Annotated in this window: 19 protein-coding genes; all 19 read left to right on the top strand. The window is 47.1% G+C overall.

Annotated features, from left to right (window positions below; all coding sequences use genetic code 11):
• The first annotated feature begins 12 nt into the window (after positions 1-12).
• The 19 genes from EJL91_RS08600 (at position 13) to EJL91_RS08510 (ending at position 19,456) form a co-directional block, all read left to right on the top strand.
• Positions 13-564, top strand: coding sequence for a Fe-S-containing hydro-lyase (locus EJL91_RS08600; RefSeq protein WP_125141530.1), 552 nt, complete (start codon positions 13-15; stop codon positions 562-564).
• A 5-nt stretch (positions 565-569) separates the two neighbouring features.
• On the top strand, positions 570-1,799 hold the full coding sequence (locus EJL91_RS08595) for a C40 family peptidase (protein WP_125141529.1): 1,230 nt from the start codon (positions 570-572) through the stop codon (positions 1,797-1,799).
• Between the two features lie 8 nt (positions 1,800-1,807).
• Entirely contained in the window at positions 1,808-3,031 is a 1,224-nt protein-coding gene (locus tag EJL91_RS08590; RefSeq protein WP_125141528.1) for an N-acetylmuramoyl-L-alanine amidase family protein, read from the top strand.
• A gap of 27 nt (positions 3,032-3,058) precedes the next feature.
• On the top strand, positions 3,059-4,264 hold the full coding sequence (locus tag EJL91_RS08585; protein WP_125141527.1) for an N-acetylmuramoyl-L-alanine amidase family protein: 1,206 nt from the start codon (positions 3,059-3,061) through the stop codon (positions 4,262-4,264).
• A 292-nt stretch (positions 4,265-4,556) separates the two neighbouring features.
• Positions 4,557-4,859 carry a flagellar hook-basal body complex protein FliE gene (gene fliE, locus EJL91_RS08580; protein WP_125141526.1) on the top strand — a complete coding sequence of 101 codons (303 nt, stop codon included), beginning with the start codon at positions 4,557-4,559 and terminating at the stop codon, positions 4,857-4,859.
• Between the two features lie 20 nt (positions 4,860-4,879).
• Positions 4,880-6,472 carry a flagellar basal-body MS-ring/collar protein FliF gene (fliF, locus tag EJL91_RS08575; protein WP_125141525.1) on the top strand — a complete coding sequence of 531 codons (1,593 nt, stop codon included), beginning with the start codon at positions 4,880-4,882 and terminating at the stop codon, positions 6,470-6,472.
• 1 nt (position 6,473) lies between these two features.
• Positions 6,474-7,490 (top strand): flagellar motor switch protein FliG, encoded by a 1,017-nt coding sequence (fliG, locus tag EJL91_RS08570; RefSeq protein WP_125141524.1) that lies wholly within the window; start codon positions 6,474-6,476, stop codon positions 7,488-7,490.
• Entirely contained in the window at positions 7,483-8,244 is a 762-nt protein-coding gene (locus EJL91_RS08565) for a FliH/SctL family protein (protein WP_125141523.1), read from the top strand. Before fliG ends, EJL91_RS08565 begins: the two co-directional genes overlap by 8 nt.
• A gap of 19 nt (positions 8,245-8,263) precedes the next feature.
• Positions 8,264-9,568: a flagellar protein export ATPase FliI gene (fliI, locus tag EJL91_RS08560; protein ID WP_125141522.1), complete on the top strand. Its 1,305-nt coding sequence runs from the start codon at positions 8,264-8,266 to the stop codon at positions 9,566-9,568.
• 25 nt (positions 9,569-9,593) lie between these two features.
• A complete protein-coding gene (gene fliJ, locus EJL91_RS08555; RefSeq protein ID WP_125141521.1) occupies positions 9,594-10,046 on the top strand; it encodes a flagellar export protein FliJ in 453 nt (150 codons plus the stop codon).
• Positions 10,047-10,086: 40 nt separating this feature from the next.
• On the top strand, positions 10,087-11,460 hold the full coding sequence (locus EJL91_RS08550; protein WP_125141520.1) for a flagellar hook-length control protein FliK: 1,374 nt from the start codon (positions 10,087-10,089) through the stop codon (positions 11,458-11,460).
• A gap of 21 nt (positions 11,461-11,481) precedes the next feature.
• On the top strand, positions 11,482-12,024 hold the full coding sequence (locus EJL91_RS08545) for a flagellar hook assembly protein FlgD (RefSeq protein WP_125141519.1): 543 nt from the start codon (positions 11,482-11,484) through the stop codon (positions 12,022-12,024).
• A 107-nt stretch (positions 12,025-12,131) separates the two neighbouring features.
• Positions 12,132-12,527 carry a TIGR02530 family flagellar biosynthesis protein gene (locus EJL91_RS08540; RefSeq protein WP_125141518.1) on the top strand — a complete coding sequence of 132 codons (396 nt, stop codon included), beginning with the start codon at positions 12,132-12,134 and terminating at the stop codon, positions 12,525-12,527.
• Positions 12,528-12,600: 73 nt separating this feature from the next.
• Positions 12,601-14,316 (top strand): flagellar hook-basal body complex protein, encoded by a 1,716-nt coding sequence (locus EJL91_RS08535; protein WP_125141517.1) that lies wholly within the window; start codon positions 12,601-12,603, stop codon positions 14,314-14,316.
• Between the two features lie 73 nt (positions 14,317-14,389).
• Complete coding sequence (locus EJL91_RS08530; RefSeq protein WP_125141516.1) at positions 14,390-14,593, top strand: flagellar FlbD family protein; 204 nt, start codon at positions 14,390-14,392, stop codon at positions 14,591-14,593.
• A 44-nt stretch (positions 14,594-14,637) separates the two neighbouring features.
• Positions 14,638-15,489, top strand: coding sequence for a motility protein A (locus EJL91_RS08525; protein ID WP_125141515.1), 852 nt, complete (start codon positions 14,638-14,640; stop codon positions 15,487-15,489).
• Positions 15,490-15,504: 15 nt separating this feature from the next.
• Positions 15,505-16,563 carry a flagellar motor switch protein FliN gene (gene fliN, locus EJL91_RS08520; protein ID WP_125141514.1) on the top strand — a complete coding sequence of 353 codons (1,059 nt, stop codon included), beginning with the start codon at positions 15,505-15,507 and terminating at the stop codon, positions 16,561-16,563.
• The gene (gene flhA, locus EJL91_RS08515; protein WP_125141513.1) at positions 16,560-18,614 is read left to right on the top strand and encodes a flagellar biosynthesis protein FlhA; all 2,055 of its coding nucleotides are present in this window, start codon (positions 16,560-16,562) and stop codon (positions 18,612-18,614) included. Before fliN ends, flhA begins: the two co-directional genes overlap by 4 nt.
• 23 nt (positions 18,615-18,637) lie before the next feature.
• Positions 18,638-19,456, top strand: coding sequence for a sigma-70 family RNA polymerase sigma factor (locus EJL91_RS08510; RefSeq protein ID WP_341466975.1), 819 nt, complete (start codon positions 18,638-18,640; stop codon positions 19,454-19,456).
• Position 19,457: the final 1 nt, after the last annotated feature.

Below are 19,457 nucleotides of genomic sequence, written 5' to 3'. Positions count from 1 at the left end.
AGGAAAGGTCAAATGGAGAAGAAAATTACAGCGCCGGTTGATAAAGAAACGGCAAAAAGTTTAAAAGCAGGAGATTATGTATACATAACAGGAACCATTTATACGGCGCGCGACGCGGCCCATAAGAGGATGCAGGAGGCGCTGCAGGAAGGTGAGAATCTTCCGGTTGATATAAAGGGTAATGTCATATATTATATGGGACCGTCCCCGGCCAGGGAAGGGCGGCCGATTGGTTCCGCAGGCCCGACTACGGCCAGCCGTATGGACCGGTATACGCCGGAACTTCTGGATCTCGGCATGGGAGCTATGATTGGCAAGGGAAAGAGAAGCAAAGAAGTAATCGATGCCATTGTAAGAAACGGTTCCGTCTATTTCGCGGCAATCGGAGGCGCAGGAGCCCTCCTTTCAAAGTGCATTAAGGAATCAACCGTAGTTGCCTATGACGATTTAGGCACGGAAGCAATCAGGGAACTTAAGGTGGAGAATTTTCCTGTCATCGTTGTGATTGATTCGGAGGGTAATAACTTGTATGAAACCGCATTGCTGAAATATAAAGAAATTTAAAGGATATGAAGTGGGGGAAGGGCAGATTTGCAGAAACAGCGGTCCGGTCTGTGATACTACTTCTTCTGTTCCAGATGGTATTTGCGGGCGTCATCTATGCGACGCCCATCACACAGACAGAGAAAGAAAAAAAGAAGTCACAGGACAGACTCGATTCTGTCAATCAAGAGATAGATACAATTCAAAAGAATAAGGATTTTGCAACGCAGCAGGTATCGGAACTGGAAGACAAACTGACCGCCCTTCTCGTCACAATCCAGGTTTTGGAAGAAGAGCTGGAAGAAAAAAAAGTCTCACTGCGCGCAGCAGAAAAGGCATATGATCGGGCCGCATCCGACGAGAGAGACCAGTACGATGCAATGAAAAAGAGAATCCGGTATGTCTATGAAAAAGGAGAACCCGATTATCTCGATATTCTCTTAAAATCCAACAGCCTGTCGGACGCACTCTGTGAAAATGAGTACTTTCGGCAGTTGTATGAATACGATCAGAACATGATACTCCGATATAAGGAAGTCCGCTACCATGCTGAAGAACTAAAAAACCGGCTGGAAGAGGAAAAAGCCGAGATGGAGGTCATGGAGCAGGAATATCTGGCGGAAAAGAAGGAACTGCAACAGACTGTTTCTGCTAAAAAAGCCGAGATTTCCGATTTTAACGAAAAGCTTGATAAGGCAAAAACAGATGCTGCCCTCTATGCAGAAGACGTCAGAAAGCAGACGGAAAAGCTGAGAATCATGAGGGTCGAGGAGAGAGAACGGCTGAAACAGCAGGCCCGCAATAACGGGAACAGATCGGGAAACGGCACTTTCTCCGGCAGCCAGTTTAATAACAGCCCTGCAAAAGGGAATACCGGAAAGCAGATTGTAAAAAGCACAGGCGGAACGGCGGAGGGAAGGGCAATTGCCGACTTTGCGCTTCAGTTTGTAGGGAACCCGTATGTATGGGGAGGAACAAGTCTGACAAACGGCGCGGACTGTTCGGGGTTTGCCCAGTCAGTCTATAAACATTTTGGAATCAGTATCCCAAGAACATCGGCGGAGCAATCACAGTACGGACAAAAAGTGGCCTTTGATGATCTGCAGCCGGGGGATCTTGTATTTTATGCCGGCCACGTGGCAATCTCCATCGGAGACGGGAGAATTGTCCACGCCAGTTCAGCAAAAGAAGGTATTAAAATCAGTGACGATGTCACATACAGAACGATTTTGGGGATCAGACGTCCCAGGGGGTAAAACGGACTATGGGAAAAATAAGTAAGAAATTAATAGGCATTTTATTGTTACTGTCGTTAAGCGGCAGTTCTTTTGCTGCCTATGGGGCGGAGACCTCCGATGAAATCACGAAAATATCAATTACCGTTGAATCCTCCATCGAAGCAGGAGATTCCGGCGCGGATGTAAACGTGGCGGTCAGCAGTTCCCGCTACAGCGTCGACTCCTGGGAGTTCTCAGGGAAGAGCAGTGGATGGAAAGCGGGCGAAGAGCCGAAAATCAAGATATACATCGGTGCAAATGACGAGTATTATTTCAAAAAAGGAATGAGTAAGAGCAAGGTATCCGTCCATGGAGGCGGTTCCTGTACCTCTTTAAAAATAACAGATGAAGGTGAGACGGCAGAACTCACAATCAAATTAAAAGCAGTCAGCGGCACCTTGGGTAATACGGGGAGTGCATACTGGGATGAAGATTCCCTTGGAAAAGCAAAGTGGGACAAGGTGGAAAATGCCAATGCCTACGAGGTGAAGTTATACAGAGGAAATACACTGGTGGAACATAAGGACAAGGTAACGGGGACAAGCTGCAATTTCTACCCGTTTATGGATAAGCAGGGAACCTATACATTTAAGGTTAGGGCGATACCGAAAGATGGGGACAGCAAATATCTGGATTCGGGAGAATGGATCGAGTCGGACGAGCTGGATATTGATAAAAAGGAAGCAGCCTCATCCGGCCATTCCGGTTCGTCGTCGACGGGAAGTTCCGGTTCCTCCCAGGGAGGTCCGTCCAGTTCCTCAGGTACGCCGTCCGGCAGTCAAAATAACGGCTGGATTCGGGATCAGAACGGCTGGTGGTTCAAAAACCAGGATGGATCCTATACGAAAAACGGCTGGCAGTATATTAATGACAAGTGGTATCTGTTCGACATGAACGGATATATGATGACCGGCTGGCAGAAGTATGGAACGGATGAATACTATCTCACCAGTAATGGAGATATGATTACGGGCTGGTATCAGGATAACCGGAAATGGTACTACTTCAGCCCGGAAGGAAAAAAGATGGTATCAAGCTGGATCCAGACGGACGGAAGCTGGTATTTTACGGGACCGGACGGTGTGAAGGCCACAGGATGGCTCAAATGGAAGGATAACTGGTATTATCTGAATCCCGCCGATGGAAAAATGATGACAAACACGGTGGTGGAGAGTTATTATATTAATCAGGACGGAGTCTGGATTCCGTAAGAACAACTGAGAGAGGGGTAAGTTTTTATGCATGTTACCAGCAAAAAAATATGGACGGGAATTATTGCGGCAGGTCTTGCGCTTCTGTGTGCAGGTCCATGTTTTGCTGCCAGAAAACCCGAAACAAGGACTCCGATTACATTTATAAGAGTTGATGTGAGGTCAAACGTAGAGGCAGATACGGATTATGATGAAGCGACGGTTATGATAACAACAACGGATAACCAGTATGAGATAGGTTCTTATGAATGGGTGAAACCGCCGAAGGACTCATGGAAAATAGGAGATGTCCCCAAAATTAAAATCAATATTCATGCAAAGACGGGATATTATTTCAAGGTAACGGGATCCAGCAAATATCAGATTACGGGAGGCGAGTACGGTTCGGCCTCCAAAGATAAGAATTATGAGACGCTTTATCTCACCGTAAAGCTCCAGCCGGCAAGCGGAAAGCTGGACGAGCCGGATGACGCCGAGTGGAAAGGATATCCGGTCGGGAAAGCCGACTGGGAGGCGGTGGAGGGTGCGGGCGCTTATGAACTCAAACTCTTCAAGGGAGAGCAGATTATCCATAGCGTAGACAGGGTAAGCACTACATTCTATGATTTTCATCCCTATATTACGGAGGCGGGAAGATACAAATTTTGTGTCAGGGCGGTTCCGAAAGATTCCGAGGAGTTAAAATACATGACCAGCGGAGACTGGGTTTATTCCGACGAATTAAGAGTTGATGCGGATGAGACGTCCCCTTTTGTGGATAACGGAGCGGGTGCGACACCGTCGGGACAGAATATGACGCCGAATGATTTGGGCTGGCGGCATGACAAGAACGGCTGGTGGTACCGAAATGCGGATGGCAGTTACCCGGCCGGAGACTGGGCGGCTATTGACGGCAAATGGTATCTGTTTGACGGAGGCGGTTATATTTTGACCGGCTGGCAGAGTAAAAATGGCAAAAAATATTATATGAACAGCAACGGCGAGATGCAGACCGGCTGGCTGGAACTCGATAAGCAGTGGTATCTGCTGGGAGACAGCGGAGAAGTGCAGACCGGCTGGGCTAATATAAACGGCAATCTGTATTACATGGACGGCGATGGAAGAATGCAGACCGGCTGGCTGTTAAATAACGGAAACTGGTATTATTTAAACCCATCGGACGGAAGTATGATGAGAAACGTGACAATCGACGGCAGATATGTAAACGCAGACGGCATCTGGGCTAACAGATAACAGCTGAGGCAGCAATAACAGACAGATAAAAAAACAGTACGAAAAAGGCAGAAATGGAGAAGACATTTGATAGAAAATAACCTCCCTTTCTGCTTTTTCTGTCCAAAGGAAAAATGAATATTTTTTTATTTAAATAAAGCAGATTTCCAGTAAAATCCAATGGCTTTTTATATTTACATTTTATCGCCGGAATGTTATGATAATTAAAAAGTTACAAAAAAATTAATTTATTTACATATTTAGCGTAAGAAAAAAGAAAGAAAAAATACAAAATTGTATTGAGGGAGCCGTTATGTTTATAGTTCCAATCACAAAAATGGATATAGTTTCGTCTCTGGAAGAAGCAGGGAAACAGAGTGGCAGCAAGAGGCCGGAAAAAGAGTTTAAGAACATATTACAGGAAGCAATTCAGACGGCGCAGGAGGAAAGCGCTAAAGGAGAAGAGGTGGACAAATTACTGGCCACAGGGCAGATAGACGATCTGCATACCGCACTCATCCAGGCTGAGAAAAGCGCCGCAGCAATTGAGTTTACGACACAGTTAACAAGCAGGGCCGTAGGTGCCTATAATCAAATAATGGGGATGCAAATCTAATTATATTTGCAGGATAGAGTATGGGAATTAATGATAAAATAAAAGGAATTCCTGCCTTTTTTAAAAGCAGGAATGGAAAAATAGCAGCCGGTATAGGTACGGCTGCCATTGTTGCATTACTGGCAACAGTTTACTTGAATACGAAAAACAGTAACTATGAAGTTTTGTTTCCCGGTATATCGAGAGAAGAGAATGCAGAGGTATTTGCCGTTCTGCAGAGTAAAGATATAGAAGCAAAAAGAAATTCAGATGGAGAAGTTATAGTTCCGGAATCGGAGATAGGGGATGTCATGCTTGACATGTCTGTATTAGGTTATCCTAAAACGGCGCTTCCATTTGATATATTCTCGAATAACACGGGATTTACCACGACCGAATTTGAAAAAAAACAATATTTATTATTAAATCTTCAGGACAGGATAGAGAGGACATTAAAAGATATGAATGGTGTTAAGAATGCCATCGTCACTTTGAATGTTCCGGATGACAGTACCTATGTGTGGGAAGAACAGGATTCTGACAGCACGGGTTCTGTCTCCCTGTCCTTTTTTCCATCTTATGAGCTTTCACCCGATAAAGTTGCGGCGATCAAGAAACTGGTGGCAAACAGCGTGCCCCGTCTTCTCCCGGAGAATGTAGCGGTAATTAATGCAGACACGATGCAGGAGCTGGTATCCGGCGATGTGGGGGACGGAAATCTGTATGGATTAAGCCGTCTCGATTTTGAGGAGCGCGTGGAAGAAAAGCTGGAAAATAAAATCAAAAATGTATTGGCGCTCGGATATAAACCGGGTCAGATCAGAGTATCGGCTACAGTTGTAATCGATTACGACAAGATGATCACGGAAGACCTACGCTATGTTCCAGAGGAAAACGGACAGGGAATAGTGAAAGACTTCCAGGAACAGGGTGGCACGGGCGGAACTCTGCCCGGAGCCGGAGGGATCGCCGGTGAGGAGAATAATACGGATATACCCACTTATGGAGGGGCCGCAGGCGGCGGAACAGCCGGCCGTAATGGTGACTATTACCGCAATGTGGATTATATCGTAAGTTACATAAAACGCCAGATAGAGAAAGACAACGTGGAGCTTCAGAAAGCTACGGTGGCAATTTCCGTCAATGATAACAATCTGACGGAGACAAAGAAACAACAGCTGATAGAGGCGGCTTCCAAGGCGGCGAATATAGCGCCCGAAGATATCGTTGTGACCAGCTTCAAGCAGTTGGAAAATACGGAGGCCAAGGTACCTGATGCAGTTCCTGCACAGTCGGGCGGAGCGGCAATCTGGAATAACCGGTTGATTCTTTATGCGGCAGCCGCACTGATTATCCTTATTCTGATGTCGATTATCATGATGATCAGGAAAGGCAGGAAGATTGCCAGGGAGGATGAGGCCTTATTCGGACCGGCAGACGGCCTGATTATTCCGGAGGGAGGACCTCTCGGGGAAGCGGTCAACCGGGCTGAGGACAATGCAGTCAACATAGAACTCAGTGAAAAGATTAAGAAGAGTCAGAATCCTGCGGAGAAGGTAAAAGACTTTGCTAAGACAAATCCCGAAATCATAGCGTCTATGATCAGTTCATGGTTGAAGGAGGCTAAGAAATAATATGGCAGATGAAGAGAAAACAATGATGAACCCCGCGGAGAAGGCGGCGGCCGTCATCAGTATCATCGGTGCGGAAACGGCTTCCGAAGTGTTTAAGTATCTGAATGACGGGGAAATAGAACAGATATCCATAGAACTGGCCCGGCTTCCGAGACTGAATGAGGCGGAAATAGAGGATATTTCGAAAGAATTCTATGAGTGCTGCGTCACACAGAAGGTAATATCCGAGGGCGGCAAGGACTATGCGAAAGAGGTCCTTGAAAAGGCATTTGGGCAGCAGCAGGCCAGGAACCTGATGGATCGGGTGACCAAGGCCCTGAAGACCAAATCATTTGGTTTTATCAGAAAGGTAGACTATAAGAGTCTGATGAGCGTTGTCCAGAATGAACACCCTCAGACACTTGCTATGATACTTTCCTATGCAACACCGGAACAGGCGTCCCGTATTATTGTGAATCTTCCAAGGGAGACACAGATTGACGTGGTGGAGAGGGTGGCCAACATGGATCGGGCCTATCCCACGGCTGTCAAGATTGTGGAGGACGTGGTGAGACGGAAGATTGGCTCTTCCGAATCGGAAGAAGCCATGGAAGTGGGCGGACTCAACTACATAGCCGACGTGATGAACCACGTGGACAGAAGCACGGAACGGGATATCTTTGACGAACTGAACATCAAGAATCCACAGCTTGCCGAGAATGTCAGAAAGCTGATGTTCGTATTTGAAGATATCGCTTATCTGGATCCGCTTTCTATCCAGCGTTTTATCAGGGATATCGATTCCAAGGATCTTGCCGTTGCACTTAAGGTAGCTAATAAAGAAGTGACGAACGCCATATTCTCCAATATGTCCAACCGTATGAGGGAGAGTATCCAGACGGATATGGAATACCTGAGGAATATCAGGATGAGTGATGTGGAAGAGGCTCAGCAGCGGATTGTAGGCACCATCAGAAGACTGGAAGAGGATGGGGAGATCGTAATTTCCAAGGATGGAAAGGATGAGATAATTGTCTAAGATTATAAAATCAGATGAGGCAGTGCTGGAAGATTTCCGTGTCAATCTTTACCATGTAAACGACGTGGAGGAGCCGGTAAAGGAACCTGATTCTGTCGGGGAGGAAGAGTACCGTAAAAAGTATGAACTGATCTCCAAAGAGAAAAAGCAGATTCTGGAACATGCCAGAATCCAGGCAAAACAATCGGCATCGAAATTATTAGAGGATGCTTACGCCCAGAGGGACAAAATCGTAAATACCGCCGAGACGGAAGCAGAACGTCTGAAAGAGGCTGCCAGGAAAGAGGGCTACGAAGAGGGGATCCGGGAATCAAAAAAATTTGTAGAAGAAAGACTGGAGATCCTTAACCGGGAGATAGACGGGCTGAACCGGGTCCAGAAGGATATGTTTGATGAATTTAACCGGGATATTCTGGATTTGGCCTTTAATATGACGGAGAAAATCCTGAAAAAGACACTGGAAAAGGATGAGAAGGCGCTTTTAGAGCTTGTCAAATCGGTGCTCAGGGAAGAGGCGGGTAAAAGTGACCTGACGGTCCATCTTTCGAACCGCGCTTATAAAATGTTTGAAGAATTGGAACAGCAGCTGGAACCCATCAGGGAACAGAGCGGCAGAAACATTAAGATAAAAAAAGATGATATTCCATACAGCGATGTAAAAGTAGAGACAGAAGAGGGCATTGTGGATGCCTCTATCTCCGTACAGCTGGAAAATCTGAAAAAGTTTCTGGATGAATACAGAGAAGAAAACTGACTGTTACCGGAGGAAGTTTATGGATATAGAACGGATGGAGAGCCAGCTGAGAAATACCAGCCTGTACCAGTATTTAGGTAAAATTGATAAAATTGTAGGAACGACCATAGAATCGATAGGACCCGAATGTAACATAGGTGATGTCTGCAGCATAGAGATTCCCGGAAGTTCCAAGAAAGTCTTCACGGAAGTAGTCGGATTCCGTGAAAATAAAGTACTGCTTATGCCATATGATGAGATAGAGGGCATAGGATACGGCAGCGCCGTGAAAAACACGGGGCACAAATTAAATATTGCGGTGAGTAATGAATTGATAGGAAGAACCGTAGATGCCCTTGGTTATCCGATGGATGACCTGGGGGACATTAAATCGGGAAGATACTATAAAATCAGCGGACAGAAATCCAATCCCATGTCACGTCCGCAGATTGACACCGTCATCCAGATGGGAATCAAGGCTATTGATGGTCTTCTCACCATCGGCAAGGGCCAGAGAATGGGTATCTTTGCGGGCAGCGGCGTGGGAAAAAGTACGCTGATGGGCATGATAGCTAAAAATGTGAAGGCGGATGTCAACGTCATTGCGCTGGTCGGGGAGAGAAGCCGTGAGGTTGTGGAATTTATAAAGCGCGACCTGGGGGAAGAGGGATTAAAACGTTCTGTTCTTGTTGTGGCCACTTCAAACCAGTCGGCCATGATGCGGTCGAAATGTCCGATGACGGCCACTGCAATTGCCGAGTATTTTAAGGATCAGGGAATGGATGTTCTTCTGATGATGGACTCCCTTACCAGATTTGCCATGGCTCAGAGGGAAATCGGTCTGAGTGTGGGGGAGCCGCCGGTGGCAAGAGGTTATACACCTTCAATCTATTCGGAGTTACCAAGGCTCCTGGAACGGTCGGGGAACTTTAAGGAAGGTTCAATTACAGGAATATATACGGTTCTGGTGGAAGGAGACGACACCAATGAACCGATATCTGATACGGTCCGTGGAATTATAGATGGACATATTATTCTGTCCAGAAAGGTGGCCGCGAAAAATCATTATCCGGCTATAGACGTTCTGAACAGTATCAGCAGACTGATGAACGAGATTGTGCTGCCGGAACAGAAAGAGGCGGCCAACAAGATAAGAAAAATGTTATCCGTATACGAAAATAATGCGGATCTCGTGGCAATCGGCGCCTATAAAAAGGGAAGTAACAAGGATCTGGATGAGGCGTTGGCAAAGATGGATCAAATCAACGGATTTTTACAGCAGAAAACGGACGAGAGTTTTGACATGGACGAGACGGTACTCAAAATGATTAAATTAACCGAATAAATTCTGATGAATCGGGGAAAAAGGTATGAAGAAATTTTCGTTTTCACTTGCGAGAATGCTGAATTATCAGGAACAGATACTGGAAAAAGAAAAGGGAACCATGGCACGGCTGATTGCAGAGCGCGATGAAATGGAGGCAAGGCAGGGAGTAATTCTGGAACAGATGGATCAGATTCATGGGGACATGAACCGTGAAATCCAAAAGGGAACAACCATTTATCAAATTAATGTTTTTACGGCTGTCATAAAAAGTGGTAAAACGCAGCTGGAAGAACTGAAAAAACATATTTTGATCCGCAACTCTGAGATTGAGAGGCAGCGGCAGGCAGTAATTGAAGCGTCCAGGGAGGTAAAGAAGCTGGAAAAGCTGAAGGAAAAACAAATGGAGGAATATCGTCACAGTGAGCAGAAAGAACAGGAGGAGTTTATTTCCGAACATGTCTCAGAGTCTTTTGCACGTCGTGGCGTTTCCAAATAAATGATTTAAATTTTGATTTGCCGGGAAAGGTGGTGAGATTATGAATGTGCAGATCATGAAAGCGGCAGTCCGTACAGGAGAAACAAAGGCGGGCAGGAAACCGGAAAAGGAAAGCCAGGGAGACTTCTTATCAATCCTGAAGGAACAGTCCAAAAGCCGCGGTGATGAACCCGTAAAAAAGACGGAGAAAACGGCGGAAAAGACAAAAAAACAGGAACCGCCAAAGGATCAGAGAGAAGCCGAGTCGCTGAGCGGCCAGACCAATCTGGATAACCGGAATAACCAGGATGAAAACAGGGTGGCCGAAAAGCCGGATGAAAGTAACAATGTGGCAGAAAAAGGTACGGAACCTCAGCAGGATTCCATAATAACGGCAGTCAGTTATTTTCAAATGGCAGGGGAGATAATTTCCGGTAATGCGGAGGAAAAATCCAGGCTGGTTCCGGACAGCAGCCAGGAGATTAAAAACAGCGCTCTGGAAAATGTAAGACAGCAGGCAGTTCTCCAAAATGTGACTGATAACCGTACAACGGAAGGACAGCAAACGGATATAACAGCAGCAGCCGCAAATGGAAAAGAAAACTTTCCGGCGGAACTGGAAAACCGCGTTAAGCAGCCGTCTGCAAACAACGGATACCGGGAGTTGAAAGAAACAGCCGTCTCAAAGGAACCGCAGCCGATATTTGAAAAAGCGGTTATGGCGGGAACACAGACGGAAAACAGTGAAGGGCAGACAGAAAATTCTACCAAAGAAGGAAATGAATTTACGAAGTGGTTTTCTCTGGATCACGCGGCCCCAGGAGAAAAAGTACGGGAGAGCGGTGAATCAGAAGAAAAACAGGGAGCTGTAACACTGGAAGACCTTCAGAAAAAAGCGGAGCAGCAGTCATTCCTACCGTTTGAGCGTATGGTTGGAGCTAAACTTTCGGGAGGAACCGCAGCGCCGGTGATGAGCAACAGGGGCGTTACCGATGCGACACCGCTGACAAACCAGCTTAAGACAGGAATTGAAGAGGGGCTGTCCAAACAGCTGAACCAGTTTACCATCCGTCTGAAACCGGAGGGACTGGGAGAAATCCTGGTACATATGACATCGTCGGGAGGTAAGGTAGCCTTAAGTATCGGAGTCAGTAATCTGGATACGCAGAAGCTGCTTTCCAGCGAGATGATGCATCTGAAGGAGTCACTGCAGCCGCTGAATGCGGAAGTTCAGGAGATTTATCACAACAGCCAGGGCGGCATGGAGATGATGAATTATGAACAGGGATTTTTCAGAAACCAGCAGGGAAACGGAGCCGGGAATACACGCAGGCATTTTGCGGGAAACGGTGAAGAAGAGGAAGGTGAGGAGGACCGGTTAACGGGAACCATTGACCTTCACGCAGAGTATGGACGGCTTTCCGCCTATATTTAATAAAGGGAAAGGAGGAGAAAGATGCCGGTCAATACAGACTATACGACCCCTACAAACAAGGTCAACGACTATACTTACAACGGAACCGATAAGACGAACCAGACAGGAAACAATATCGATGCAGTCTTTGCGGATCCCGAGGATCAACAGGTATCGGTGGACGATTTTCTGCAGCTTATGATAGCCCAGCTCAAAAACCAGGATTTTATGAATCCTGTGGATGATACGCAGTATGTAACACAGCTTGCCCAGTTTACGACAATGCAGCAGATGGAAGAGATGGCCTACAATTCCAAGAGCACCTATATCACATCGATGGTGGGAAAATACGTGGTTGCCTCAAAGATGACGGTAAGCGGTGAGCTGGACACGACAAAGGGAATTGTCAACAAGATTTCCCTGGTGGACAACGAGTATCTGGTTTTTGTCAACGACAAACCGTATAAAATGAGTGAAATCATGGAAGTCCAGACCCCGCCAGCAGATAATTCCAACAGTGGAAACAGCGACGGAAACAACAGCGGCAAAGATGATAATGACAAAAAGAATAACAGCGGCGAGTAACGGTACGTATTACACAGCGCAGTAAAAAGGCGCCCCGCGATTATAACGGGGAAGGAAGCAAAAACAGGAAACTTAAAACAGAGATATCAGGAGAAAGGAGGCACTGTATGGATTCATTTTTATATAACAAACGATTACAGTCACCTATCTGCACCGGAAATCCCTGGGAGATTCAAAAACAGGAACAGCACAAGGAACAACCGGAGACTTCGTTTAAGGAAATTCTGGAGCAGAAAATCAGTGAGGAGAGCAAACTCTCATTTTCGAAGCACGCCGTGAACAGGGTGATGGAGAGAAATGTGGATGTATCGTCCGCCAATCTGGAGCGTCTCAATGAGGGGGTGCGCCTGGCAGAGGAGAAGGGACTTAAAGAACCTTTGATTCTGGTCGATTCCACCGCTTATGTGGTGAATCTGAAAAATAACAAAGTGGTAACCGTTGTCAGTGATGAGAGCCTGAAAGGCGCGATCTTCACGAATATTGATGGAACCGTTATGATATAGCTGGTCCTTTTGGAAGCTAATGCCCATCCCGAATGTCGGACGGATGGGGCGGTTCGGAAAAGGAGAATTTAATATGTTACGATCTCTTTATTCCGCAGTATCGGGCATGAGAGCACACCAGAGCAAACTGGATGTAATCGGCAACAATATTGCGAACGTAAATACTTTTGGCTTTAAATCAGGCCGGGGCAGATTTCAGGATGTTTTTTACCAGACACTCCAGAGTGCAACCGGAGGCGATAATGATACGGGCGGCAAGAATGCCAGCCAGGTAGGATACGGTGTACAGCTTGGAGGCATCGATCTGAACATGGGACGCTCCGCATTGCAGAGTACCGACAGGGGCCTTGATCTTGCTATCACGGGAGAAGGATTTTTCCAGGTTCAGGATGCATTTGGCAATACGTTTTATACAAGGGCGGGCGTGCTCTATGTGGATCCAAGCACAAATAATCTGGTAGACAGCAATGGATACACCGTACTCGGCGTATCAGGTAATCCAATGGGTAAGGCGGCCGCCAGTGAAAAGATTCACCTCACTGTTCCAAGTCTTTCTGCATCGAAAGCAGAAGCAAAGGAAACAATCAACGAGGTTGAATATACCATCACATCAGAAAATGCAAATGATGCGGCAAATGTTACTTTTCGCTTTCAGTTAGATGATACACTTCCGGATGGATCCGATATAAAGATCAATACGAGTGAACTTACATCCAATTCAATCACAGTCCGTGTCAATCCGACTGCCCGATTCACATCACTGGATGATTTTTCAAATAAAATGAACGAAGCGATCTCCGAAGCGAACGGAGGCCAGACCCATCCGGCAGGAAACTTTACTATTTCCTCACAGCCGGAGATGGGTAACTTTGCCGTGTCTCTGACCGGTGAGGAGATAGTAAAAGCAAATTTTGGTATAAATCCCGGTACCATGACTATGGATAACAAAGAAATCTTTGGCGGAATGAAACCAAAGACCGTCAGCACCAGCCCGATGTTTACGGCAAAAGGCGATGTAGAATACAGCGCCGTTTACCATAAGGCCGACGGGACGGAGCTGGCATACTGGGAGGTTACGGCAAAGATTACGGACGGATCCGACATTAGGAAATTCACAGGGAAAATTTCATCGGACAGCGTAAGCCCGAAATCGGTTCTGCTGACAGAGGTGCTTACTGCAGGAAGTATGGAGAAACCGGGACAGAGCATTGAACTGACGCATAAAGGATTTGACTCTATTTCAACGGCTTTCAAGAGCGCCAATGGTGGAAAAAGCCCGGATGAGGCGGCGGACGATGCCGGTAGCGATTCAATTGAATTTGCTGCGGATCCTGAGAAAGGTAAGGCAACCGCCTCCTACCAGGCGAAGAACCTGGGGCTTGGAGATAAGTCATTTACGCTTAAAAGCGGAACTGAGGGCGGAGCACAGGCGCTGTCGGACTGCCCGATCGCAATTCTCTCCGACGGTATTGTACAGATTACTCACCCACAGCTTGGAATTCTCCAGATTGGCCGTGTCGATCTGGTAACCTTTGATAACCCATACGGTCTGGAGCAGATAGGTAACTCCTATTTTACCGCTTCTTCCAACTCTGGAGAGGCAAAAGCCTGCCAGCCCGGCAACGGCGGTTCAGGCTCCCTCCGCTCTTCGGCTCTTGAGATGTCCAATGTGGATATTTCAACGGAGTTCTCGGATATGATTGTCACCCAGAGAGGATTCCAGGCCAACTCCCGTATAATCACGGTATCCGACCAGGTACTTGAGGAGCTTGTAAACCTGAAGCGATAGTGAGCGGGTAAGACAGGAATTACGAGTATAGATAACCCGGACAGGCAGAGAGAAAGGTTAAACAGGTGAGGTTATGATTACACTGACAAAACTGAACGGAGAACAGTTCGTGCTCAACAGCGATTTGATCGAGATTATCACGGAGAATCCGGACACGACGATCTTGCTGACAAACGGAAAGCACCTGCTTGTCCGGGAGAAAAAAGAACAGGTAATTGATAAGGTCGTGGAATTTAAGAGAGACACATTCAGAGAACTGCTGGACAGAATGAAGTAAATTGAGGACATAAGAAAAAGATTAAGTGAGAAGGAAACAACATTATGGATGCTTTATCAATATTCGGTTTATTAATGGCGGTAGGATTTGTATTATTCGGCATGATGTTCGATTCGGATACCATGAGGTTCATTTTTACGAACTTAAAGGCATTCGGCGATATCCCCAGCCTTTTTATCACAGTGGGAGGAACCATCGGCGTTATGATGATCGCATTTCCCGGAAGTTCCTTCAAGAAAATTGGAAAACACTTAAAAATCGTATTCAGGCCTCAGAAATTCGATACCAAGCAGGTAATACAGCAGATTGTCGACCTGGCGACGGAGGCCAGAATGAAAGGTCTCCTGTCCCTGGAGGACAAACTGACGGAGATCGACGATCCATTTCTCTACAACAGCCTGATGCTGGTAGTGGATTCCGTGGATCAGGAAAAAGTTAAAACACTGATGGAGACAGAACTGATGCAGCTGGAAGACCGCCATGCCCTGGACCGGGCTTTCTACGAGAAGGGAGCCGCCTTTGCCCCGGCCTTCGGTATGATAGGAACGCTGATCGGTCTGATCCTGATGCTGGGCAACATGCAGGACGTGGATGTGCTTGCATCCGGTATGGCCGTAGCCCTGATTACAACATTATACGGTTCTTTCCTTGCCAATATTGTATTTCTTCCCATCGCTTCCAAGCTGAAGATGCGCCATGAAGAGGAGTTTATCTGTAAAAACCTTGTGATGGAGGGAGTACTCGCCATCCAGGAGGGTGAAAATCCCCGCTTTATCGAGGAGAAGCTCTACAAGCTGCTTCCGGTAAGTGTCAAGGAGGCTCAGGCGGAGCAGGAAGAGAAAGAAGAGAAGAAGGAAAAGAAAGAAAAACGATTCGGCAGAAGGAAAGAGAAATAAGAGGAGTTGAGGGTTATGACGAATGAACAGGTAGTGATTTTCCATGACATTATGGGATTATTTGCAAAGCGATCGGGAGAATCCCTTTCGTCCATACTGAAATCCAATATTGAAATAAAATCTCCCCAGTTAAAGGAGATGAAGGTAAAAGAGGTGGAATACGCTCTTTTAGAACCGGTGATTTTTGTTAAATTCTGTCTCACCGACGGGGCGGCCGGAACGATCGCTATGATTTTCCGTCAGAGGGACATGCAGGTATTTTTAAATGAACTGATGGGCAACGATGATCTTCCGGAGCCCGATTTCCTGTTCGATGAGGTGGCCGTCAGCGCCGCAGGCGAGATTATGAGTCAGATGACAAAAACCGCGGCCGACGCTATCTCCGAATATCTGGTGGAGGGCGCCGGAATGAGGGCTTCATCCTGCCAGCTCCTTCTCTCCGACGATGGCTTAAAGCTGGAGAAAGTGATGGGCGGAGACGGAGAAGACACTACGAACGTAATCACTTATAAACTCGTAATCAATGACATGATCGAGAGCGAGTTTATCCAGTGTCTGTCGGAAGAAGCGTTCCAGAGCATAGAAGAGGCCATGGAACAGAAAATAGCCTCAAATAAGGAGAAACTGGAACTGGAGAGGGCGTTAAATCTGCAGAATATCGAAGCGGGAGCCGGTATGGCGGCCGGTCAGGCGCAGGCATCATCCATCCCCGTACAGCAGGCAACAGGAGCTTTAGCAACGCAGGCCGAAAATTTGGGAGGCGCGGTTCATCCGGCGGTACAGAGCCAGGAGGCGGAACCAGCGGTGAAGGGCAACCTTGGCCTCATTATGAATGTCCCTCTGAATGTCTGCGTGGAAATTGGAAAAACAAAACGCAAGCTCAGGGATGTTCTGAATTTTAACAACGGAACGGTGATCGAGCTGGATAAGGCCGCGGACGCCCCGGTGGACATTATCGTCAACGGACAGCTCATTGCCAGAGGTGAAGTAGTAGTGATTGATGATAACTTTGGCGTGAAAGTCAGTGAGATTATCAATACCAGGAATATCATTCGAAATGGTGGATTGTCTTGAAACGATTTAATATGCTGGTGACAGCCGGTGTAATCGGGATTATATTCCTGATTATCATCCCTCTGCCGACCTTTTTACTGGATTTCTTTTTCATAATCAATATTACACTGTCATTCCTGATCCTGTGTATGACCATGTATATCAGAGAGGCGCTGGAATTTTCCATTTTCCCGTCTATCCTTCTGATTACGACGCTGTTCCGTCTGGGACTGAATATCTCATCCACAAGGCGGATCCTGTTTAATAACGGAGACGCAGGTCAGGTTGTAAAGACATTCGGCCAGTTTGTCATCAGAGGCAATGTGGTCATTGGTTTTGTAATCTTTTTGATTATCGTTTTAGTACAGTTTATCGTCATCACCAAGGGTTCGGAGCGAGTAGCGGAGGTTGCGGCCCGGTTCACCCTGGACGCCATGCCGGGAAAACAGATGGCCATTGACGCCGACTTAAACAGCGGACTGATTGACGAAAACCAGGCCAGGTCAAGGCGTTCCAAGATTCAGAGGGAGGCCGATTTCTTCGGTTCCATGGATGGTGCCACTAAATTCGTAAAAGGAGATGCTATCATCTCCATTATCATCACACTGATCAACTTTATAGGCGGTCTTATCGTCGGTTTTACCAACCATCAGGGGACCTTTTCCGATATCATGCAGATTTACACGACAGCTACCATTGGTGACGGACTGGTATCCCAGATTCCGGCGCTGCTGATCTCGGTGGCAACGGGTATGATTGTTACGCGTTCGGCATCGGAGAACAACCTGAGTGAAGACGTGGCCAGCCAGTTTTTAGCACAGCCCAAGGTGATTATGATTGCGGGCTCGGCGATTCTCTGCCTTGTGCTGATTCCGGGATTTCCGGTACCTCAGATCCTCGTCATCTCGGCGATCATGATCGGGGGCGGCTACTACCTGCAGAAAAAAGAAAAAAGCATCGCGGAGGAAGCGGCTGCCGCTCCCGGTCTCATTGAGACGGAAGTGACCAGTGAGGCATCCTTTTACAAAAACATAGAAAATGTATACAGTCTGCTGAGTGTGGAGCAGATCGAAATGGAATTCGGCTACAGTCTGATTCCGCTGGTCGACGAGTCCAGCGGCGGGAATTTCATTGATCGCGTCGTCATGTTCAGAAAACAGATGGCCGTGGAGATGGGATTTGTCATTCCTTCCGTACGAATTAAGGACAGCGGCCAGCTCAATCCCAACCAGTACAGTATTCTGCTGAAGGGAGAAGAGGTGGCAAGGGGAGATATCCTGACGGATCACTTTCTTGCGCTGGCGCCCGGTGAGGACAGCGACGACATTCCGGGAATAGAGACCGTGGATCCCGCATTTCACATTCCGGCCAAATGGATCAGCGAGGATAAGAAGATCCAGGCCGAACTGGCGGGGTACACCCTGATCGATCCGACCTCGGTTATCATTACCCATCTGTCGGAGATTATCAAGGAACATCTGCATGAACTGTTAAACAGGCAGGAAGTCAACAACCTGCTGGAGAATTTAAAGAAAACCAACAGCACTATTGTGGATGATACCATCCCGTCCGTCATTACGGTCGGAAATCTCCAGAAAGTGCTTGCTAACCTTCTCAGGGAAGGCGTCCCGATCCGGGATATGGAGACGATTATTGAGACACTCTCCGATTACGGCTCCCAGGTCAAGGATACCGATATGCTGACCGAGTATGTAAGACAGGCGCTTAAGAGGACTATTTCCCACCGCTTCTCCGAGGCGGGACAGATGAAGGTGATCAGTCTCGATGAAAAGATAGAGAATATGATTATGTCTTCCGTGAAAAAGATGGATACGGGGTCTTACCTGGCTCTTGATCCGGTGACAATCCAGAAGATTATCAATGTCTCCACCACCGAGATCGGCAAGATTAAAGAGCTGGTCAGCGTGCCAATCGTACTTACATCGCCGATGGTGCGGATTTATTTCAAAAAACTGATCGATCAGTTCTATCCCAATGTGACGGTCGTTTCTTTCAGTGAGATTGACAACAATATTCAGATACAGGCGTTGGGAAGCATCGCCTTAAACTAACGAAAGCAAAGAGATAGATGCCTATGGAAAGCAGTCGGAATAACCATGAAAAACCGGGGACCGGGCATGAGCATGGCGTCACGGAGCAGAGCGGTTTCATGCAGGCGCTTCTACAGTATCAGAAGACGAAGAACCATGAGATAAGAAACGAACTGACCATGAGCACCCTCTACATCGTACGCTCCGCAGCGGCACAGATGCGGGCGGTGGCATCCGGTTACGCCCAGGAAGAAGATTTGATTAACCAGGGAGTTCTGGCCCTGATGGACTGCATGGACCGGTATGACGAAACAAAGGGAGCCAGATTTGAAACGTATGCGTATATAAGAGTCCGCGGCGCCCTGATCGATTTTGTCAGAAAACAGGACTGGGTTCCGCACAGGGCAAGAAACTTCAACAAAAAGATAGAGGAGGCCTCCGCTTTTCTCGCCAACCGCGATATGAGGGAACCCGACGTGGAAGAAATAGCCCGTTATATGGAGTTACCGAAGGAAAAAGTGGAAAGCCACATTCAGTATATGAACCATTCCTCGATTATTTCTCTGGAATCCATGCTGGAGGATATAACCGGATCAGCCCTCCGGGCGGAGCCGGAGAACAGGAACGATTCGTACAAGCCGGAGGAGAGCCTGTTTTATAAAGAGATATGCCGGACGCTTACGCGCTCTATTGAGTCTCTTGGGGAGAAAGAACGGCTTGTGGTTACTCTTTATTATTATGAGGAATTGAAATACTCGGAAATCGCAGAGGTTTTGGAAATCAGCGAATCCAGGGTCTGCCAGATACATACAAAGGCGATTACAAAGCTTAAGGCGGATCTGGACGAGTATGTGAGAGGATGAG

The sequence above is a fragment of the Clostridium transplantifaecale genome (genome assembly GCF_900626075.1).
GTDB lineage: Bacteria > Bacillota > Clostridia > Lachnospirales > Lachnospiraceae > Otoolea > Otoolea transplantifaecalis.
Note: the sequence above shows the minus strand (reverse complement) of the source record. Positions and strands in the feature narration are given on the sequence as shown.